At 34.7% G+C, this 17,133-nt stretch carries 17 protein-coding genes; all 17 read left to right on the forward strand.

The window, feature by feature from the left end; genetic code table 11:
• Positions 1-94: 94 nt before the first annotated feature.
• Positions 95-1,300, forward strand: a complete 1,206-nt coding sequence (locus OZP11_RS08465) for an anhydro-N-acetylmuramic acid kinase (RefSeq protein ID WP_281234786.1) — start codon at positions 95-97, stop codon at positions 1,298-1,300.
• A 162-nt stretch (positions 1,301-1,462) separates the two neighbouring features.
• The gene (locus tag OZP11_RS08470) at positions 1,463-3,034 is read left to right on the forward strand and encodes a glycoside hydrolase family 10-like protein (RefSeq protein ID WP_281234787.1); all 1,572 of its coding nucleotides are present in this window, start codon (positions 1,463-1,465) and stop codon (positions 3,032-3,034) included.
• Complete coding sequence (locus OZP11_RS08475) at positions 3,021-4,562, forward strand: MFS transporter (protein ID WP_281234788.1); 1,542 nt, start codon at positions 3,021-3,023, stop codon at positions 4,560-4,562. Before OZP11_RS08470 ends, OZP11_RS08475 begins: the two co-directional genes overlap by 14 nt.
• A 24-nt stretch (positions 4,563-4,586) precedes the next feature.
• Positions 4,587-4,928 (forward strand): tetratricopeptide repeat protein, encoded by a 342-nt coding sequence (locus OZP11_RS08480; protein ID WP_281234789.1) that lies wholly within the window; start codon positions 4,587-4,589, stop codon positions 4,926-4,928.
• A gap of 37 nt (positions 4,929-4,965) precedes the next feature.
• Positions 4,966-5,841, forward strand: coding sequence for an XAC2610-related protein (locus OZP11_RS08485; RefSeq protein WP_281234790.1), 876 nt, complete (start codon positions 4,966-4,968; stop codon positions 5,839-5,841).
• Between the two features lie 20 nt (positions 5,842-5,861).
• A complete protein-coding gene (locus tag OZP11_RS08490; RefSeq protein WP_281234791.1) occupies positions 5,862-6,311 on the forward strand; it encodes a GNAT family N-acetyltransferase in 450 nt (149 codons plus the stop codon).
• 2 nt (positions 6,312-6,313) lie between these two features.
• Positions 6,314-7,927 (forward strand): glycoside hydrolase family 3 protein, encoded by a 1,614-nt coding sequence (locus OZP11_RS08495; RefSeq protein WP_281234792.1) that lies wholly within the window; start codon positions 6,314-6,316, stop codon positions 7,925-7,927.
• Positions 7,928-8,052: 125 nt separating this feature from the next.
• On the forward strand, positions 8,053-8,691 hold the full coding sequence (locus OZP11_RS08500; protein ID WP_281234793.1) for a peroxiredoxin: 639 nt from the start codon (positions 8,053-8,055) through the stop codon (positions 8,689-8,691).
• 234 nt (positions 8,692-8,925) lie between these two features.
• On the forward strand, positions 8,926-9,234 hold the full coding sequence (locus OZP11_RS08505) for a thioredoxin family protein (protein ID WP_281234794.1): 309 nt from the start codon (positions 8,926-8,928) through the stop codon (positions 9,232-9,234).
• 105 nt (positions 9,235-9,339) lie between these two features.
• A complete protein-coding gene (locus tag OZP11_RS08510) occupies positions 9,340-9,597 on the forward strand; it encodes a DUF6952 family protein (RefSeq protein WP_008462029.1) in 258 nt (85 codons plus the stop codon).
• A gap of 349 nt (positions 9,598-9,946) precedes the next feature.
• The gene (gene tpx / locus OZP11_RS08515) at positions 9,947-10,444 is read left to right on the forward strand and encodes a thiol peroxidase (protein ID WP_281234795.1); all 498 of its coding nucleotides are present in this window, start codon (positions 9,947-9,949) and stop codon (positions 10,442-10,444) included.
• A 10-nt stretch (positions 10,445-10,454) separates the two neighbouring features.
• Positions 10,455-10,829: a diacylglycerol kinase gene (locus OZP11_RS08520; protein ID WP_281234796.1), complete on the forward strand. Its 375-nt coding sequence runs from the start codon at positions 10,455-10,457 to the stop codon at positions 10,827-10,829.
• 14 nt (positions 10,830-10,843) lie between these two features.
• On the forward strand, positions 10,844-13,297 hold the full coding sequence (locus tag OZP11_RS08525; RefSeq protein ID WP_281234797.1) for a DNA translocase FtsK: 2,454 nt from the start codon (positions 10,844-10,846) through the stop codon (positions 13,295-13,297).
• A 53-nt stretch (positions 13,298-13,350) separates the two neighbouring features.
• On the forward strand, positions 13,351-13,998 hold the full coding sequence (lolA1, locus tag OZP11_RS08530; RefSeq protein ID WP_281235513.1) for an outer membrane lipoprotein periplasmic chaperone LolA1: 648 nt from the start codon (positions 13,351-13,353) through the stop codon (positions 13,996-13,998).
• A gap of 9 nt (positions 13,999-14,007) precedes the next feature.
• The gene (locus OZP11_RS08535) at positions 14,008-15,468 is read left to right on the forward strand and encodes an LptF/LptG family permease (RefSeq protein ID WP_281234798.1); all 1,461 of its coding nucleotides are present in this window, start codon (positions 14,008-14,010) and stop codon (positions 15,466-15,468) included.
• Between the two features lie 2 nt (positions 15,469-15,470).
• Positions 15,471-16,601 (forward strand): 3,4-dihydroxy-2-butanone-4-phosphate synthase, encoded by a 1,131-nt coding sequence (ribB, locus tag OZP11_RS08540; RefSeq protein ID WP_281234799.1) that lies wholly within the window; start codon positions 15,471-15,473, stop codon positions 16,599-16,601.
• 1 nt (position 16,602) lies between these two features.
• Positions 16,603-17,001, forward strand: a complete 399-nt coding sequence (locus tag OZP11_RS08545) for an acyl-CoA thioesterase (protein WP_281234800.1) — start codon at positions 16,603-16,605, stop codon at positions 16,999-17,001.
• The last annotated feature ends 132 nt before the right edge of the window (positions 17,002-17,133 follow it).

Consider the following 17,133-nt stretch of genomic DNA (forward strand, 5'->3'; position numbering starts at 1 on the left):
AAAATAAAAATTTTCTAAAATCTATAACTTTGTACCCTAAATAATCCCATTTTAGCGTTATCAATAAACCGACTTCTAAAAATCCTCATTTTAAATGAATAAAAACATATCCAAACTCTACAATATAGCGCAGAAAGAAACTCGAAAAATATTGGGTTTAATGTCTGGAACTTCACTAGACGGACTTGATATTGCTTTATGCGATGTTTCTGGTTCTGGTGAAAATACAGATGTAAAAATCCTGGAGTTTGAAACGATTTCTTATTCTGAAGAAATTAAAAACGAAATCAGAAAAGTATTTGCTCAGAGAACAATCGATTTTCAGCATTTGGCTTTATTAAATGAGTGGATTGGAATATTGCACAGCGGTATGATTAACGATTGTTTAAAAAAATGGAATATTTCGTCAAGCGAAGTAGATTTGATTGCTTCGCACGGGCAAACGGTTTTGCATGCTCCGAAGTTTTTGCATCAGCAGGAAAAATTTCCAAACGCGACTTTACAAATTGGCGACGGCGATCATATTGCGGTAAAAACAGGAATCATCACTCTTTCGGATTTCAGACAAAAACACGTTGCAGCGGGCGGTGAAGGCGCTCCATTAGCAGTTTACGGCGATTATTTATTATTTGGAAAAAAAGGCGAAAACAGAATCATGCTCAACATGGGCGGAATAGGGAATTACACTTATCTCCCAGCCTCTCTAAACGCCGAGGAAGTTTTTGTAACCGATACCGGAACGGCAAATACGTTAATCGACATTTATACAAAACATTATTTCCCTGAAAAAAGTTACGATAAAGATGCTGAAATTGCCAAAAGCGGAACTGTAAATCAGGAACTTTTAGCCGAACTTAAAAAAGATAGCTTCTTCCAAAAAAGCTTTCCAAAATCGATTGGTCAGGAGCTGTTTAATTTCGATTTTGTGCAGTCGGCTTTGGTAAAATTAGGTTTAGAAAATATTTCGGCATCAGATTTGCTTGCGGCTTTAACGCGTCTGAGTGCCGAAACGATTGCAGAAGCAATTTATTTCACCATAAAAAATACTAAAACTCCTGCAGAAGATTTTCATATTTATATGTCTGGAGGCGGAACAAATAATCCGTTATTGGTAAAATGGTTAAAGGAATTACTTCCGTGTCAGTTTCATACCAGTGAAGATCTGGGTATTTTAAGCGATGCCAAAGAAGCCGTTTTATTTGCGCTTTTGGCAAACGAAACAGTGGCGGGCGGCAATTATAATTTCGGAAACAGTAAAATTCCATCTGTAACAATGGGTAAAATTTCGTTTCCAGATTAATAAAAACAGCCACGACTCGGCCGAAGAGACAAACGAAGTAATTCACGAATTCATTTTTGTTCAAAATATTAAAAAAATAATTCGTGAATTCGTGACGGAAAAAAGACAATTATAATTCAGTTAAAAAAACTATTTTTGATTCCTGTTAAAAAAACATTGAAAATGCATAAAAATCAGCACGTACTATACTCCATCATACTTTTATTTTTCTTTGGATTACAATCTTATTCACAGGAAAAAATAATGCATCCTAAAAACGAATTTAGAGGTGTGTGGATTGCTACAGTGGTTAATATCGACTGGCCAAAAACGGCAGGAGACAACGTAGAAAAAGAAAGAGCTGATTATTTAGAGATTTTAAACACCTATCAAAAACTGAACTACAATGCTGTGATTGTTCAGATTAGAAGTGTTGGCGATGCATTTTATCCGTCAGAACTTGCGCCGTGGTCCCGATTTTTAACCGGTAAAGAAGGTCAGGCTCCAAATCCGTATTATGATACTCTGGAATGGATGATCGAAGAAGCACACAACAGAGGTTTTGAGTTTCACGCCTGGCTGAATCCATACCGCGCGACTTTTGATTTAAACAAAAATCTTTTAAGTCCAAATCACGATTTATTCAAACATCCGGAATGGATGATCGAATATGGCGGTAAATATTATTACGATCCTGCCCTGCCGGAAGTTCAGACACATTTAACAAAAGTAATCAAAGAAGTCGTTGATAAATACGATATCGATGCCATTCATTTTGATGATTATTTTTACCCGTACGCCGTTCCCGGAAAAGTTTTTAACGATACAGCTTCATACAAAAAATACGGTTCAGGTTTAAGCCTTGCCGACTGGCGCCGTGCCAACGTGAGCAATTTTGTACACACGATTTCGACAACTATAAAGGCAAGCAAACCATGGGTTCAGTTTGGAATTAGTCCGTTTGGGGTTTGGCGAAATAAATCGATGGACCCAAGAGGTTCAGAAACACAGTCTACTTCAAATTACGACGATTTGTATGCAGATCCTGTTTTATGGATGGATCAAAAATGGATCGATTATATTATGCCCCAATTATATTGGAGTATGAATAATCCAAGAGCTTCTTATTCTAAACTGGTAAAATGGTGGGCCGAAAACTCCAATAATACAGCCGTTTATATTGGTCATGCTTCGTATAAAATTCGAGGTGACGGCGATAAAAGCTGGAATTATATAAATGAAATCCCAACACAGATTAATTTTGCCAGAAGCTTCAAGAATGTTTCCGGAAGTGCGTATTTCAGCGCTAAATGGTTCATGGGCAAAAACTTTGATATTGTGCGACTTTTAGAGGAAAACCAATATAAATATCCGGCACTCCCAAATGCGGTTCCCAATTTAAAACGTATTATAATTGATAATCCCATTTTTACTGAATTTACAAAAGACAGTTTAAAATATTCTTTTAAGATCAAGAGTCCGCTTAATACAAAAGTGCGTTATATTGTACTTTACGGCGGCGAACACATCTCAAAAGTAAATACAAATGATGCCGAAAAAATTATAGCCAAGATACGAGCAGTTGAAAAAGACGGTGTGATTTCATTTACAATTCCGGTTGAAAAAATCAGTCAGTATAAAGCTTGCGCTGTAACATTTATTGATTATTTTGCGAACGAAAGTTCACCCGCTTTTGCCGATATAAAAAAGAGTTTTAAAATCTATTCACCTGCTCAGCCAAATGAAAACAGATAATACCAAACCGTGGTTTTGGATTCCGCTTCTCAACTTTGCTTCGGGATTACCGTATGCCGTAATTATCTCGGTTTCAGTATTAATGTACAAAAACCTCGGAATAACCAATGAAGACATTGGACTCTATACCAGTTTATTATATCTGCCTTGGGTTATTAAACCACTTTGGAGTCCGTTTATCGAACTTACGGGAACCAAAAGAAAATGGTTCTTATCGATGCAATTACTAATTTCAATTGCATTTTTACTCGTAGGATTTACCATTCCTGCGAATGGTTTTTTCATGATGACTCTGGCTATATTCTGGGTTGCCGCTTTTGCTTCGGCTTCAAATGATATTGCGAGTGACGGTTTTTATTTATTGGTTTTACCAAAAGAGCAGCAGTCGTTTTTCCTCGGAATCAGAAGTACTTTTTACAGATTATCAATGCTGGCCGGAAACGGATTAATTGTTCTTTTTGCCGGTTATTTGGAACATAAATATGGCGACAATACAAAAGCATGGTCATACACGATGATTTGTGTTGGTTTATTAATGACTTTTATTACGGTTTATAATTTTATTTTTACGCCCAAAAACGAAATAAATCCTGTTGAAAATAAAGAACATCACCATCAAAGTTTCGGAACTATTTTCATCAGCTTTTTTAAGAAAAAACAAATTGCTGTTATTTTAATTTTTATCCTTGTTTTCAGATTAGGAGAATCGCAGTTATTAAAAATGCTGACTCCATTCTTAATTGACCCTATCAAATATGAGTTAGTAGAGACAAGTTCAGATTTAAATGAAAATAAAGCTTTAGAAATATTTAATACAAAGGTAAAAGCAGGCATAAAACCTGAACAATCAGAATTACAGCTCTTATATTCAAAATTACCTGTTGTGGTTGAAAACAGAAATGGTAAAAAAGCCGTAGCAGAAATTCAGCCTAAAAAAAATGAAGAATATAAAAAAGTAAACGAAGCAAGAATTCGTTTTATTGATGAATTGATTTCAAAAAAAGGAAATCAAAAAACAGTTCAGGTAGGCGGTATGGGGCTCGACACTGAAGATGTTGGTTTAATATACGGTACTTTCGGTTTAATTGCTTTAACTATTGGCGGGATTTTAGGCGGTATTGCAATCTCTAAACAAGGACTCACGAAATGGATGTTCCCAATGTTTCTGGCTATGCATCTTCCAATTCTAGGATTTATTTTATTGGCTTTCTTTCATCCTTCATCAATTTATTACATTTATGCCGTTGTAATTTTAGAACAATTTGGTTACGGTTTTGGCTTTACGGGCTTTATGATGTATTTAATTCATGTTGCAGAAGGAGAATCAAAAACAGCGCATTATGCACTGGCAACCGGATTTATGGCATTAGGAATGATGCTTCCGGGAATGCTAAGCGGTTTTATACAAAAATATTTAGGCTATCAAAACTTTTTTATCTGGGTTTTAATTGCCACAATTCCAGGTCTTATTTTATCACGTTTTTTAATTTTCCCAAAAGATTTTGGGAAGAAATCTGAAGAAGTTTAACCCCAAATCAAACTCTTACAATTTATGGAAATTAATGAAAATTTGCAGAACGAACGCAACTTAAAAGGAGCCGAATTCGAAAAAACCGGAGATCTTGAAAAAGCAATTGAGCTCTATGAAGAAAATGTATCAGAAGGTTTTAAAGGAAATCATCCTTACGACCGACTGGCTACTATTTACAAAAATCAAAACGATCTCGAAAATGAAATCCGCGTTCTTGAAAAAGCCATTGTAGTTTACGAAGAAATCACTGTAGAAGATCGTCTGGAAGGTCTGCCAAAACTTTTCCGTTTCAAAAACCGATTAGAAAAAGCAATCGAAACTAAAAAACAGCAGGCTAAACAAAAGAAAGCAAAGTTGAAATAAAAATACTTTTATCAATTTCTAATTTGTCTGTAACCGCATGACATTAAAACTGAAGCTCGTATCAATATCGGCACTTTTAGTGCTGTTGTTTTCATGCGGAAAATCAAATGAAAAGAAAAAAGATATTCTAGTTCAAAAAGACTCTATTCCGAAAACTTTTGTCGAAACAGAAAAAGAACGTCTGAAAAGAGAGAAAAAAATTAAAGAAGAATTAAGAATTGACAGTTTAGCATTTGAAAAAGTTTTAGCTGATGCTCTGAAAATTGCGGATCAAAACGATAAAAATAAATTTCAAAAAACATACAAAACATCATCTGACATTGAAGTAAAATTAAATCTGGATTATCATTTCACGAAAGATTTTCCGCATTTAATCATTCACAGATATGGAGAAAACGATGTTCATATCGATATTTATTCAAAAGCCAATAGTAAATTTGAAAAGATGCTCTCTTACAAAATATGGAGTCTGACTTATCAAAATGATACAATTCAGGATATTAACGGAGACGGATTAAAAGATTTTGTTGTAAACTGGTATGGTAATAATGGCTGCTGTCTGAAAGCATTTAGCGATGTTTACCTTCTTAAAAAAGGTGAAAAAACATTTTCAAAAGAATTTGAGTTTATCAACCCAACGTTTTCATCCCGCGAAAAAGTAATACGAGGAATTACATATGGTCATGCCGGATATACAGGGATGTATAAATACAAATGGAATGGTGAGGCGGTTGATACTTTAGAATATATCAATTACGAAATGGACAAAGAAGAGAAAAAAACAGGAAAAATAATTATTTCTAAATACGGAGCCTACAACAAAAATAAAAAGGAAATCAAAGTAGATTCAATACCGGATGAATATAAAAATATCGAAGGTTTTGATTGGTTTACAGGAAAAGGTTTTGAATAAAAAAATTATAAAACACCAACATGATTACTTTAAAACGAACCAATTCAGACGATGCCGATTTCATAAAACTGGTTGCTTTATTAGATCAGGATTTAGCAATTAGAGACGGTGAAGATCATGCATTTTATAATCAGTTTAATAAAACCGATAAAATAAAACATACCATCGTGTATTACGAAAATAATATTCCGGTTGGATGCGGCGCTTTTCGTGAAAAAGAACCCGGAACAACCGAAATTAAACGTATGTACGTGCATCCGGATCATCGCAAAAAAGGCATTGCATCGGCCGTTTTAAAAGAACTCGAAATCTGGGCAAAAGAAGCGGGTTATACGTATACGATTCTTGAAACCGGAAAAAATCAGCCGGAAGCCATCAATTTATACCAAAAATTAAATTATACCATAATACCTAATTATCCGCCTTACGAGGAAATGGATAATAGTGTCTGCATGAAAAAGACTTTATAATAATGAAAATGACAGCCGAAGCATTACGACATAGAATAGGACAATTTTTCTTTCCTGCCGTTTTTATCAACGATACCGAAGAAAATATCCAGGAAACAGAACGCCTTATTAAAGAATACAATATTGGCGGACTAACCTTTTTTCATAGTCGGGCAAGTGCTGCAACCAATTACGAAAGCAAGAAAAAAGTTGTTTTTAATGATGACAGTTACGAAAAAATCAAAGCACTGATTGTTCGTTATCAAAAAGCCGCTTCTACGCCGCTTTTAATCAGCATTGATGCCGAATGGGGGCTGGCAATGCGTATCGAAAAAACACCGCAATATCCGTATGCTATTACGCTTGGTGCTTTACCTTCAGCTAAAGCTGATTTGGTTTATGAAGTTGGAAAACAAATTGGTCTAGATTTAAAAGCAGCCGGAATTCATTATAATTTATCGCCTCTGGCAGACATTAACAACAACCCGGATAATCCTGTTATTGGGTATCGCTCTTTTGGTGAAAACAAAGAAAAAGTAGCCCAGTTTGCCGTTGAATATTTAAAAGGAATGTCAGAAGTTGGGATTTTAGGCTGTCTGAAACACTTTCCCGGACACGGAAATACTAATGTTGATTCGCATTTAGGATTACCTGTTTTAAAAGAAACTCCTGAAGAATTATTAGAAAACGAATTATATCCATTCATTAAAGGGATTGAAAATAATGTCGATTCGATTATGATTGGGCATTTGGCTGTTCCGAGTTTAAATGACGGGAAAGATACATCGGCCACTTTATCAAAAGCTGTTATTCAGGATCTTTTGCGTGACAAATTAGGTTATGATGGTTTAGTAATTTCTGATGCTCTTAATATGCACAGTGTTTCTAAATTATATGAAACCAAAGGACAATTGGAATGGGAAGCTTTCAATGCAGGAAACGATATATTGTGTTTCGCCGAGAATGTTCCGGAAGGAATTGAAGCTATCTTTAAAAATGCTTCACCGGACCGTATTTTTGAAAGTTATGAAAGAATCAGGAAAGCCAAAGAAAAGGCAGGATTATTTTCGGATGAAAACTTTGCTTCGGGTGAATTGAACTTTAAAAAAACATCTCAATTAAATCTTGAAATTGCCCAAAATGCGATTACCGAAATCATCGATAACGGAATTTTAGATTTAGTTTTTGAAGCTCAAAAAAACAACAAATTAGCAAAACTGAGTTTATACAAAAATACAGAAAACACCTTCTTTAAAACTTTAAATTCAAAATTACATTCGCCGGAATTTGCTTTTGAAAGTTTAGAATCCTCGAATATTTCTTCACTTAAAAATGAATTGGAGAACTTCGAAACCATAATTATTTCATTATTTGTTCCAAAAGCAAAACCATTGAATAATTTCGAAGTCGATAATGAAATCTTCGAATTACTTTCAGGTTTATTGCAGACTAAAAAATGTATTGTTTACGTTTTCGGAAATCCATACGTTTTACCGCTTATCCCGAATCTAAAAAAAGCTGCGGGATTAATTCAGGGATATCAGGATTTTGAAGAATTTCAAAAAACAGCAGGAATTCAATTTTTAGAGAAAAATTCTTTCAATGGCAATTTACCCGTAAATATTGAAATTCAATGATTTATAATCAAAAATAATCAAATCTTATTAAATTATAAGTTTTTATAATCACATCTTATTGTATCAATATCTACTTCTACCCTACTTTTGCATCAGAAATAAATTTTTAACGTAAAACGAATATTATGTCTTTAGTAGGAAAAAAATTCCCAAGTATTGCAGTAGATGCTATCTCAGAAATGGGTGACAACTTAAAAATCAACATTTTTGAAGAAGCAGTAAACAACAATAAAAAAGTACTTTTATTTTGGTACCCAAAAGATTTTACTTTTGTATGTCCAACAGAATTACACGCCTTTCAAGCTGCATTACCAGAATTCGAAAAAAGAAATACTATCGTAATTGGTGCTTCTTGCGATACTAACGAAGTTCACTTTGCCTGGTTGAATACTCCAAAAAACAATGGTGGTATCGAAGGTGTTACTTATCCAATCTTAGCAGATACAAACCGTAACTTAGCTAACATTTTAGGTATTCTTGATATCGAATCTACAAGCTACAGCGAAGATACAGATTCAGTTATCATTGAAGGTTCAAACGTAACTTACAGAGCTACTTACCTAATTGATGAAACTGGAAAAATTTTCCACGAAAGTGTTAACGATATGCCATTAGGACGTAACGTAAGCGAATATTTAAGAATGGTTGATGCTTACACTCACATCCAGACTAAAGGTGAAGTTTGTCCTGCAAACTGGGAAGCTGGTAAAGAAGCTATGACTGCTGACAGAAACAGTACTGCTGAATACTTAAGCGCAAACTAATTTTTTATAAAGGTACAAAGGTTCAGAGGTACAAAGTGGTAAAGGCTTTCTTTGCTACGTATAAACAAAGTCCTAAACTTTGCCCCTGAACTTTTGTTACTTTAAAATTTCTTTCTAATTAAACAAAGGTCAAAATGCAAAACAACCTGGTTTTGCAAAATACATATATATAAAGTTTCCAAAAACTTTGTCCCCTTGAACCTTTGCAACTTTAAACCTTAAAAAAATAAACAAATGTTAATCGACTTAAACGAAGATACGTTAGCAGATTTAGTTGCTAAAAACGAAAAAGTAGTAGTACAATATTCAGCTTCATGGTGTGGAAACTGCCGTATTATGAAACCAAAATTCAAAAAATTAGCATCAGAAAATGAAGCTCTTACTTTTGTTTTGGTTGATGCTGAAAATTCTCCGGAATCAAGAAAATTAGCTAATGTAAGCAATCTGCCTACTTTTGCTACTTTCGTAAACGGACAATTGGTTGGCGAAACGCAGACTAACAAACAAGAAGTTCTAATCGACTTAGTAAACGCAATTGCTTAATTAGATCGTTAGACTGGCTTAGATTTTTAGACTTCTTAGATGTTGTCTAAAGTTTAATCAAGTCTAAGAAGTCTAAGAATGTCTAAAAATCTAAGAAATCTAAACATGAAATTACCAGTAATTAAGCATTTAACACAATTCATCGAAGAAAACGATCAGGATTACATCATCGAAACGATCGAAGTTCTTGAAGCCATGACCGAAATTCCTTCTCTTAAAGATGAAGAATTAGACGTAATTGGCGAATTGATCTCAAATATGTACGGTGCTCTTGAAGTACAAAAATTGGTAGCTCAGGGTACCGATAAAAAAGAAGCTTTAAATACGTTCATGAAACGTGTTTTAGGTTCAATCGACAAATAATCGGCTCTTTTTCAAAAGAAAAAACAAAAAAACATGATGCAGAAAGCGTTTCTTATTTTTAGGGACGCTTTTTTTAGTTGGTCAGTTTTTAGTCTTCAACTGCAGTTTTCCTCACAATCTTGTCATACTGAGTAAGGAAGAATCACACTAAAAACTCTACAATAAAGAGAACAATATTATCTCAAAATTAAAGTTATCACTAGAAATAATTTGCTGAAACAAATCACAAATTCGTGAATTCGAGGCTGTCAAAAAGGAGTCCTTAATCTCTCCTTAAACCCATAACAAATACTTTTAGATTCAAATATTAATCCTTACTTTTGAGCCTCATTAACTTTAAACAAAAATCATGGCATCTATCACATTAGGAGGAAATCCTGTTCATACATCAGGCGAATTGCCGGCAGTTGGATCACAATTAGCTGACTTCAAACTAGTACAAAACGATTTATCTGTTGCTTCATTAAGCACTTTCGCTGGCAAAAAGTTAGTTTTAAACATCTTCCCAAGTGTTGATACAGGAACTTGCGCAACATCTGTTAGAACTTTCAATGCAAGTGCAAGCGGATTAGAAAATACAACTGTTTTATGTATTTCCAGAGATTTACCTTTTGCCCAAAAACGTTTTTGCGGTGCTGAAGGTTTAGAAAATGTAGTAAACTTATCTGATTTTCAGGATGGTGCTTTTGGAAAAGCAAACGGTTTAGAAATCGTTGACGGACCATTGGCTGGTTTACATTCAAGAGCAATCATTGTTGTTGATGCTGATGGAAAAATCGTTCACACAGAACAAGTTGCCGAAATTGCAAACGAACCAAATTACGAAGCAGCTTTAGCAGCACTTTAATATCCTTTAAATGGAGTTTCAAAAAGACAATACTTTTGTTACAGGCCGTTTAAAAAGTGTAACCTACGCTTTTAAAGGAGCCCTAAAATTAATTAAAACAGAACACAGTGTAATGGTGCAATTCTCTTTAGGGATTGTAATGACTGTTGCCGGGTTCTATTTTCATATTTCACAAACCGAATGGCTGTGCCAGACATTGGCCATTGGTTTGGTTTTAAGCATTGAAGGATTAAATACGGCAGTTGAAAAAATTGCCGATTTTATCCATCCGGATTACAGCAGACGAATCGGATTTATTAAAGATATTGCTGCAGGAGCGGTATTTTTTGCCGCAATGACAGCAATTGCAATAGGTCTAATTATTTATATTCCAAAATTTATATAGGCAGGAACGCAAGAATGGCAAAAAGTAAAAAAGAAACTGTAGACAAAAAAACCGAATCAAAAGCAGCAGGAATAAAATCCTGGAAAATGAGCAAACAGCAAAAATTTGTTCTGGGATGCCTTTTGATACTCTTTTCTATTGCACTATTAGTTGCATTTATTTCTTTTTATGTGAACGGGCAATGGCAGACAGATCAAAGTGCTGTGAGCCAGCTTGGAGATCGTGAAGAAGTAGTACAAAACTGGCTCGGAAAATTCGGGGCTTATCTGGCCGATTTAATTGTTTACAGAGGTTTTGGGATCGCTTCTTTTATTTTCGTCCGTTTATTTTTCCTTACCGGATTATTTCTGGCATTGGAACTTACAACCCAAAAACTAAAAAACACCTGGTTTTGGGATATTTTCGCCATTATAGTAGTATCTGTTCTGTTTGGTTTTTTCGCAACCTCTGCTCCCGAATTAGGAGGAACTATTGGTTACGAACTAAACTATTTCCTTCAGGATTATATTGGTAAAACCGGAACATTGCTAACTCTCCTTTTCGGTTTAATTGTTTATTTAATTTTCAAAATAAATGTATCTCCGGAAAAAATCCAGTCCTATTTTGATTCTACTAAAAAAGAATTCAAATCGGAATTAAATTCAATTAAACCTGTACAGCAGCAACAGTCGTCAGAACCTGAAAGCGCTTATAATTTAGAAGAATTTGCCATCGAAGAAGATCCCGAATTAGATAATATTCATCTTAAAACAGAAGATACACAATTCGAAATCAACAAAGAGGCTTTAAAACCAACTATTTCACATTCTTCCGAAATTGAACTAAACCCGATCTTAAAACCTATTGTTCCGCCGTCTAAGCAGATTACCGCAACTCCGGACGAAGCATTTGTAATCGAAAGAGCCGAGGAAGAAGACATTATCGAAGAAAACCTGGCCTCACGCCTTGTTGCTGATTTTGGCTTATTTGACCCAACTTTGGATTTATCAAATTATAAATTCCCAACCATTGATTTATTAAAAGAATATTCAACTGGCGGCATTACCATTAATCAGGAAGAATTAGAAGAAAATAAAAATAAAATTGTAGATACACTTCGTAACTACAAAATTGAAATTGCACAGATTAAAGCAACCGTTGGACCATCGGTAACTTTATACGAAATTGTTCCGGAAGCAGGAATCCGTATTTCTAAAATTAAAAGTTTAGAAGATGATATCGCTTTATCATTATCTGCTCTGGGAATTCGTATTATAGCTCCAATTCCGGGTAAGGGAACAATTGGTATTGAGGTTCCTAACAAGAACCCTACTATGGTTTCTATGAAAAGTGTTATTGGAGCTGCAAAGTTCCAGGAAGCCGAAATGGAACTGCCAATCGCTTTAGGAAAAACAATTTCAAATGAAACTTTTGTAGTCGATTTAGCCAAAATGCCTCACTTACTAATGGCAGGTGCTACAGGACAGGGAAAATCGGTTGGATTAAATGCGGTTTTGACTTCTCTTTTATACAAAAAACATCCTGCCGAAGTAAAATTTGTACTGGTTGACCCGAAAAAAGTGGAGCTTACGCTTTTTAATAAAATTGAAAGACATTATTTAGCCAAGCTTCCTGATACAGAAGATGCCATTATTACCGATAATGCAAAAGTAGTAAACACTTTAAATTCACTTTGTACCGAAATGGACAACCGTTATTCTTTATTAAAAGATGCTATGGTTCGTAACATTAAGGAATACAACGAAAAATTTAAATCAAGAAAATTAAACCCAGAAGCGGGCCACCGATTTTTACCTTACATTGTTCTGGTTGTCGATGAGTTTGCCGATTTAATTATGACTGCCGGAAAAGAAGTCGAAATCCCGATTGCACGTCTGGCTCAATTAGCCCGTGCTATTGGTATTCACTTGATTATTGCAACACAAAGACCTTCTGTAAACGTTATTACCGGTCTAATTAAAGCAAACTTCCCTGCCAGAATTGCATTTAGAGTAACTTCAAAAATTGACTCCAGAACCATTTTGGACACACAAGGAGCCGATCAGTTGATTGGACGAGGGGATTTACTTTATACAAACGGAAATGACGTAGTTCGTGTACAATGTGCCTTTATAGACACTCCTGAGGTAGAAAAAATTACCGATTTTATTGGCGGGCAAAAGGCTTATGCAACCGCTTATTTGCTTCCTGAGTTCGTTGGAGAAGAAACTGGCATCAATCTTGATGTGGATATTTCTGAAAGAGATGCCTTATTTAGAGAAGCTGCCGAGATTATTGTTAACGCACAGCAAGGTTCTGCTTCACTACTGCAAAGAAAATTAAAATTAGGATACAACAGGGCCGGTCGTCTGATCGATCAGCTGGAAGCAGCCGGAATTGTTGGACCATTCGAAGGCAGTAAAGCCAGAAGCGTGAACATTTTAGACTTAAGTGCTCTTGATCAATTTTTTAATAATGAACAAAATTAAACCCCATCATGAGAACAAACATTCAGGAAATCGCAAACAATTCTATCTCTAACATGACTAAAAAGTGTTTTCAAATGGCTGTTTTATTTCTTTTGAGCTTCACTTCTATTCAGGCTCAGGATAAAAAAGCTAAAGATTTATTGAACGAAGTAACTACAAAAATAAAAAGCTACGATAATATTGTTATCGATTTTAAATATTCTTTAAATAATGCTAAAGAGAATATCAATCAGGACAGCAAAGGAAATGTAACAATGAAAGGAAATCAATATGTATTGAATTTTATGGGTGTTACAAAAATTTTTGACGGTCAAAAAACCTATACAATCGTTCCGGAGGATGAAGAAGTTACTATTTCTAAAGTAAATGAGAAAGACGATAATGCTATTACGCCTTCGAAAATGCTTACTTTCTTTAATTCGGGATATAAATACAATATGGATATCGTTCAAAATGTAAAAGGAAGAAAAATCCAATACATCAAGTTAGCACCAACAAGTGCAAAAGATCAACGAAAAGAAATTTTGTTAGGTATTGACGTTCAGACAAAACACATTTACAATTTGATTGAAACAGGAAAAAACGGAACAAAAACAACTTTAACCGTTAATTCTTTTAAAACCAATCAGCCATTATCAAAAAATCAATTTACCTTTGTAGCGGCCAAATATCCAAAATACTACATCAATAAATTAGATTAATCAGGAAGATTGAAAATTCTAGACAAATACTTATTAAAGACATTTCTATTTACATTTACTACGGTATTTGTAATCCTTTTTTTCATATTCATACTACAAACAGTATGGCTATTCATATCAGAACTGGCAGGTAAAGATCTCGACTTAATACTAGTCTTGAAATTCCTGCTGTTCTCTATGCCTCGTATTATTCCTCTGGTTTTACCGCTTTCGGTTCTGCTTGCTTCTATCATGACTTTTGGAAATTTAGCCGAAAATTATGAGTTTGCTGCAATGAAATCTTCGGGAATCTCCCTTCAGAGAGCCATGCGGATTTTAATCATTTTTATATGCGTTTTGAGTTTTGTGGCATTTTGGTTTGCCAACAGCGTTATTCCTTATGCTGAGTTTAAATTTATAAACTTTAGAAAAAACATTGCTCAGGCCAAACCTGCTATGGCAATTGCAGAAGGACAATTTAACGATGTTGGAACTTACAATATTAAAGTCAACAAAAAATCAGGTGAAAACGGAAATATCCTAACCGGAGTTACGATTCATGAGAAAGCAAATAACGTTGGTGAAAACAAAACGGTTATTAAAGCCAAAAATGGAGAATTAATCAGTAATGAAAAATCAAGTATTTTAAAACTGGTTCTAAATGACGGTTTTTACTATCAGGATATGACGCCTAAAAAATACGAAGACCGTGCAAAAATGCCTTTTGTAAAAGCGGCTTTCAAAAAACATATTATCAATATTGATTTATCAGACCTGAATAAAGTTGACGACAGCAAAGAAAGTATTGCAGGAACCAATGCCATGCTGAATGTAAATGAATTACGCTACACTTTAGACTCTTTAAACAAAAACCTCAATAACGAAATTATTTCTTTTTCAGAAAATATAAATCAGCGTGTTGGGATTAGAAAAGTGACTATTCCGTTAAACATTGATAAAACTAAAAAGAAAAAAACGCTGCCGGACAATCTTTTATCTTTGTACAACAACAAAGAAAAATCAGATATTCTAAAAATGGCTAACAGCAACGTGGCCAGTAACATCTACTCTATCGAATCGACTCAAAAAGATTTAAAAGACAAACAGCGTGATATCAACAAACACTTAACAGCTCTTTACGAAAAGTTTGTTATCGCTTTTGCCTGTTTTTTAATGTTCTTTATTGGTGCCCCTCTGGGAGCAATTATTAGAAAAGGAGGACTTGGTTTACCAATTGTTTTTGCGGTTTTAATTTTTATTACCTTCCATTTCATCAATACTTTTGGAAAAAGAGTATCTCAGGAAGGCGGTATGACTCCATTTATAGGATCATGGATGTCGTCGTTTATATTGTCACCATTAGCGGTATTATTAACGTATCGTGCCACTAACGATAACGGCTTAATTAATTTTGATGCGATAACTACTCCAATATCACAATTCATTCAAAAAATTTCTGAGCGGTTCTTACCGGCTCAAAACAAACAATAATTATGTCAACAAAAATTCAACTAAATACCATTGAGGAAGCTATAGAAGATATTCGTCAGGGTAAAGTTATCATTGTAGTCGATGATGAAGACCGTGAGAATGAAGGTGATTTTTTGGCAGCAGCCGAAAAAGTAACTCCGGAAATGATCAACTTCATGGCTACCCACGGACGTGGATTAATCTGCACCCCTCTTACCGAAAGCCGATGCAAGGAACTTGACCTGCGCGCTATGGTAACCAATAATACTGATCATATGGAAACTGCTTTTACAGTTTCTGTTGATCTAAAAGGAAACGGAGTAACAACCGGTATTTCTGCAGCAGACAGGTCCAAAACAGTTGAATCATTAGTTGATCCAAATACAAAACCACAAGATTTGGCACGTCCGGGTCATATTTTTCCTTTGATTGCAAAACAGGGAGGTGTTTTAAGAAGAACCGGACATACAGAAGCTGCTATTGATTTTGCAAGATTAGCCGGATTTAAACCAGCTGGTGTAATCTGCGAGATTCTAAATGAAGACGGAACGATGTCTCGTTTACCGGAGCTTATTAAAGTCGCTCAAAAATTCAATTTGAAATTAGTTTCTATTGAAGATTTGGTTGCTTACAGAATGCAGCACGACAGCTTAATCGTTAAAAAAGAAGATTTTGATATTGAAACCCGTTTTGGAACTTTCAGATTAAGAGCTTACGAGCAGACTACCAACAAACAAATACATATTGCGTTAACTAAAGGCACGTGGAATCTTGGCGAACCTATCTTAACGAGAATCCACTCTTCTCAGGTTAATAACGATCTATTAGGCACATTAACCAATAATGCAGAACAACAATTGGATGATATGTTTAAAGTAATTAATGAGAATGGAAAAGGTGCTGTTATTTTCATTAACCAGGATATGACGGCAGTTAATCTTTTAAACCGAATTTTTGAGCTTAAAACGCTTCAATCGCAGGGAACTCTGAAAGCCCCAAAAGTAATTATTGACAGCAAAGATTACGGAATTGGTGCTCAGATTCTTCACGATATTGATATTTCTAAGATCAGACTGGTTTCTAACACAGAACAGACAAAACGTGTGGGAATGATTGGTTATGGTCTTGAAATTACAGAATACGTTAATTATTAATATGGGAACAGTAGAAGAAAGAATTCAAAAATCAGAAACTCGTATTTTTAAAGCCGTTTTTCCAAGCACAACAAATCATTACGATACCTTATTTGGGGGAACAGCCCTTCATTTAATGGATGAAGTTGCTTTTATCTGCGCTACCCGATTCAGTCGTAAAAAGGTTGTAACGATTTCTACAGGTCAAATTGATTTTAAAAAAGCAATTCCGGCCGGAACTTTAATCGAATTAGTAGCAAAAGTAGACAGCGTTGGACGAACCAGCTGTAAAATTCACGTTGATATTTTTATGGAACAAATGTATTCTGAACTTCGTGAAACGGTTGTATCAGGAACTTTTTCGTTTGTTGCTGTCGACGAAAGTAAGAAACCAACGCCAATTTTGGACGATTTAGATTAATCTTTAAAAAAAAAACTCATTTTCGGGAATATAGATAATTAATTACCTGTAATTATTTTCAAAAAGTTCAAAAATACTACCAAAAAATTTTCGCAATCAAAAAAACATCCTATCTTTGCACCCGCAATGAGA

The sequence above is a fragment of the Flavobacterium gelatinilyticum genome, assembly GCF_027111295.1.
Lineage (GTDB): Bacteria > Bacteroidota > Bacteroidia > Flavobacteriales > Flavobacteriaceae > Flavobacterium > Flavobacterium gelatinilyticum.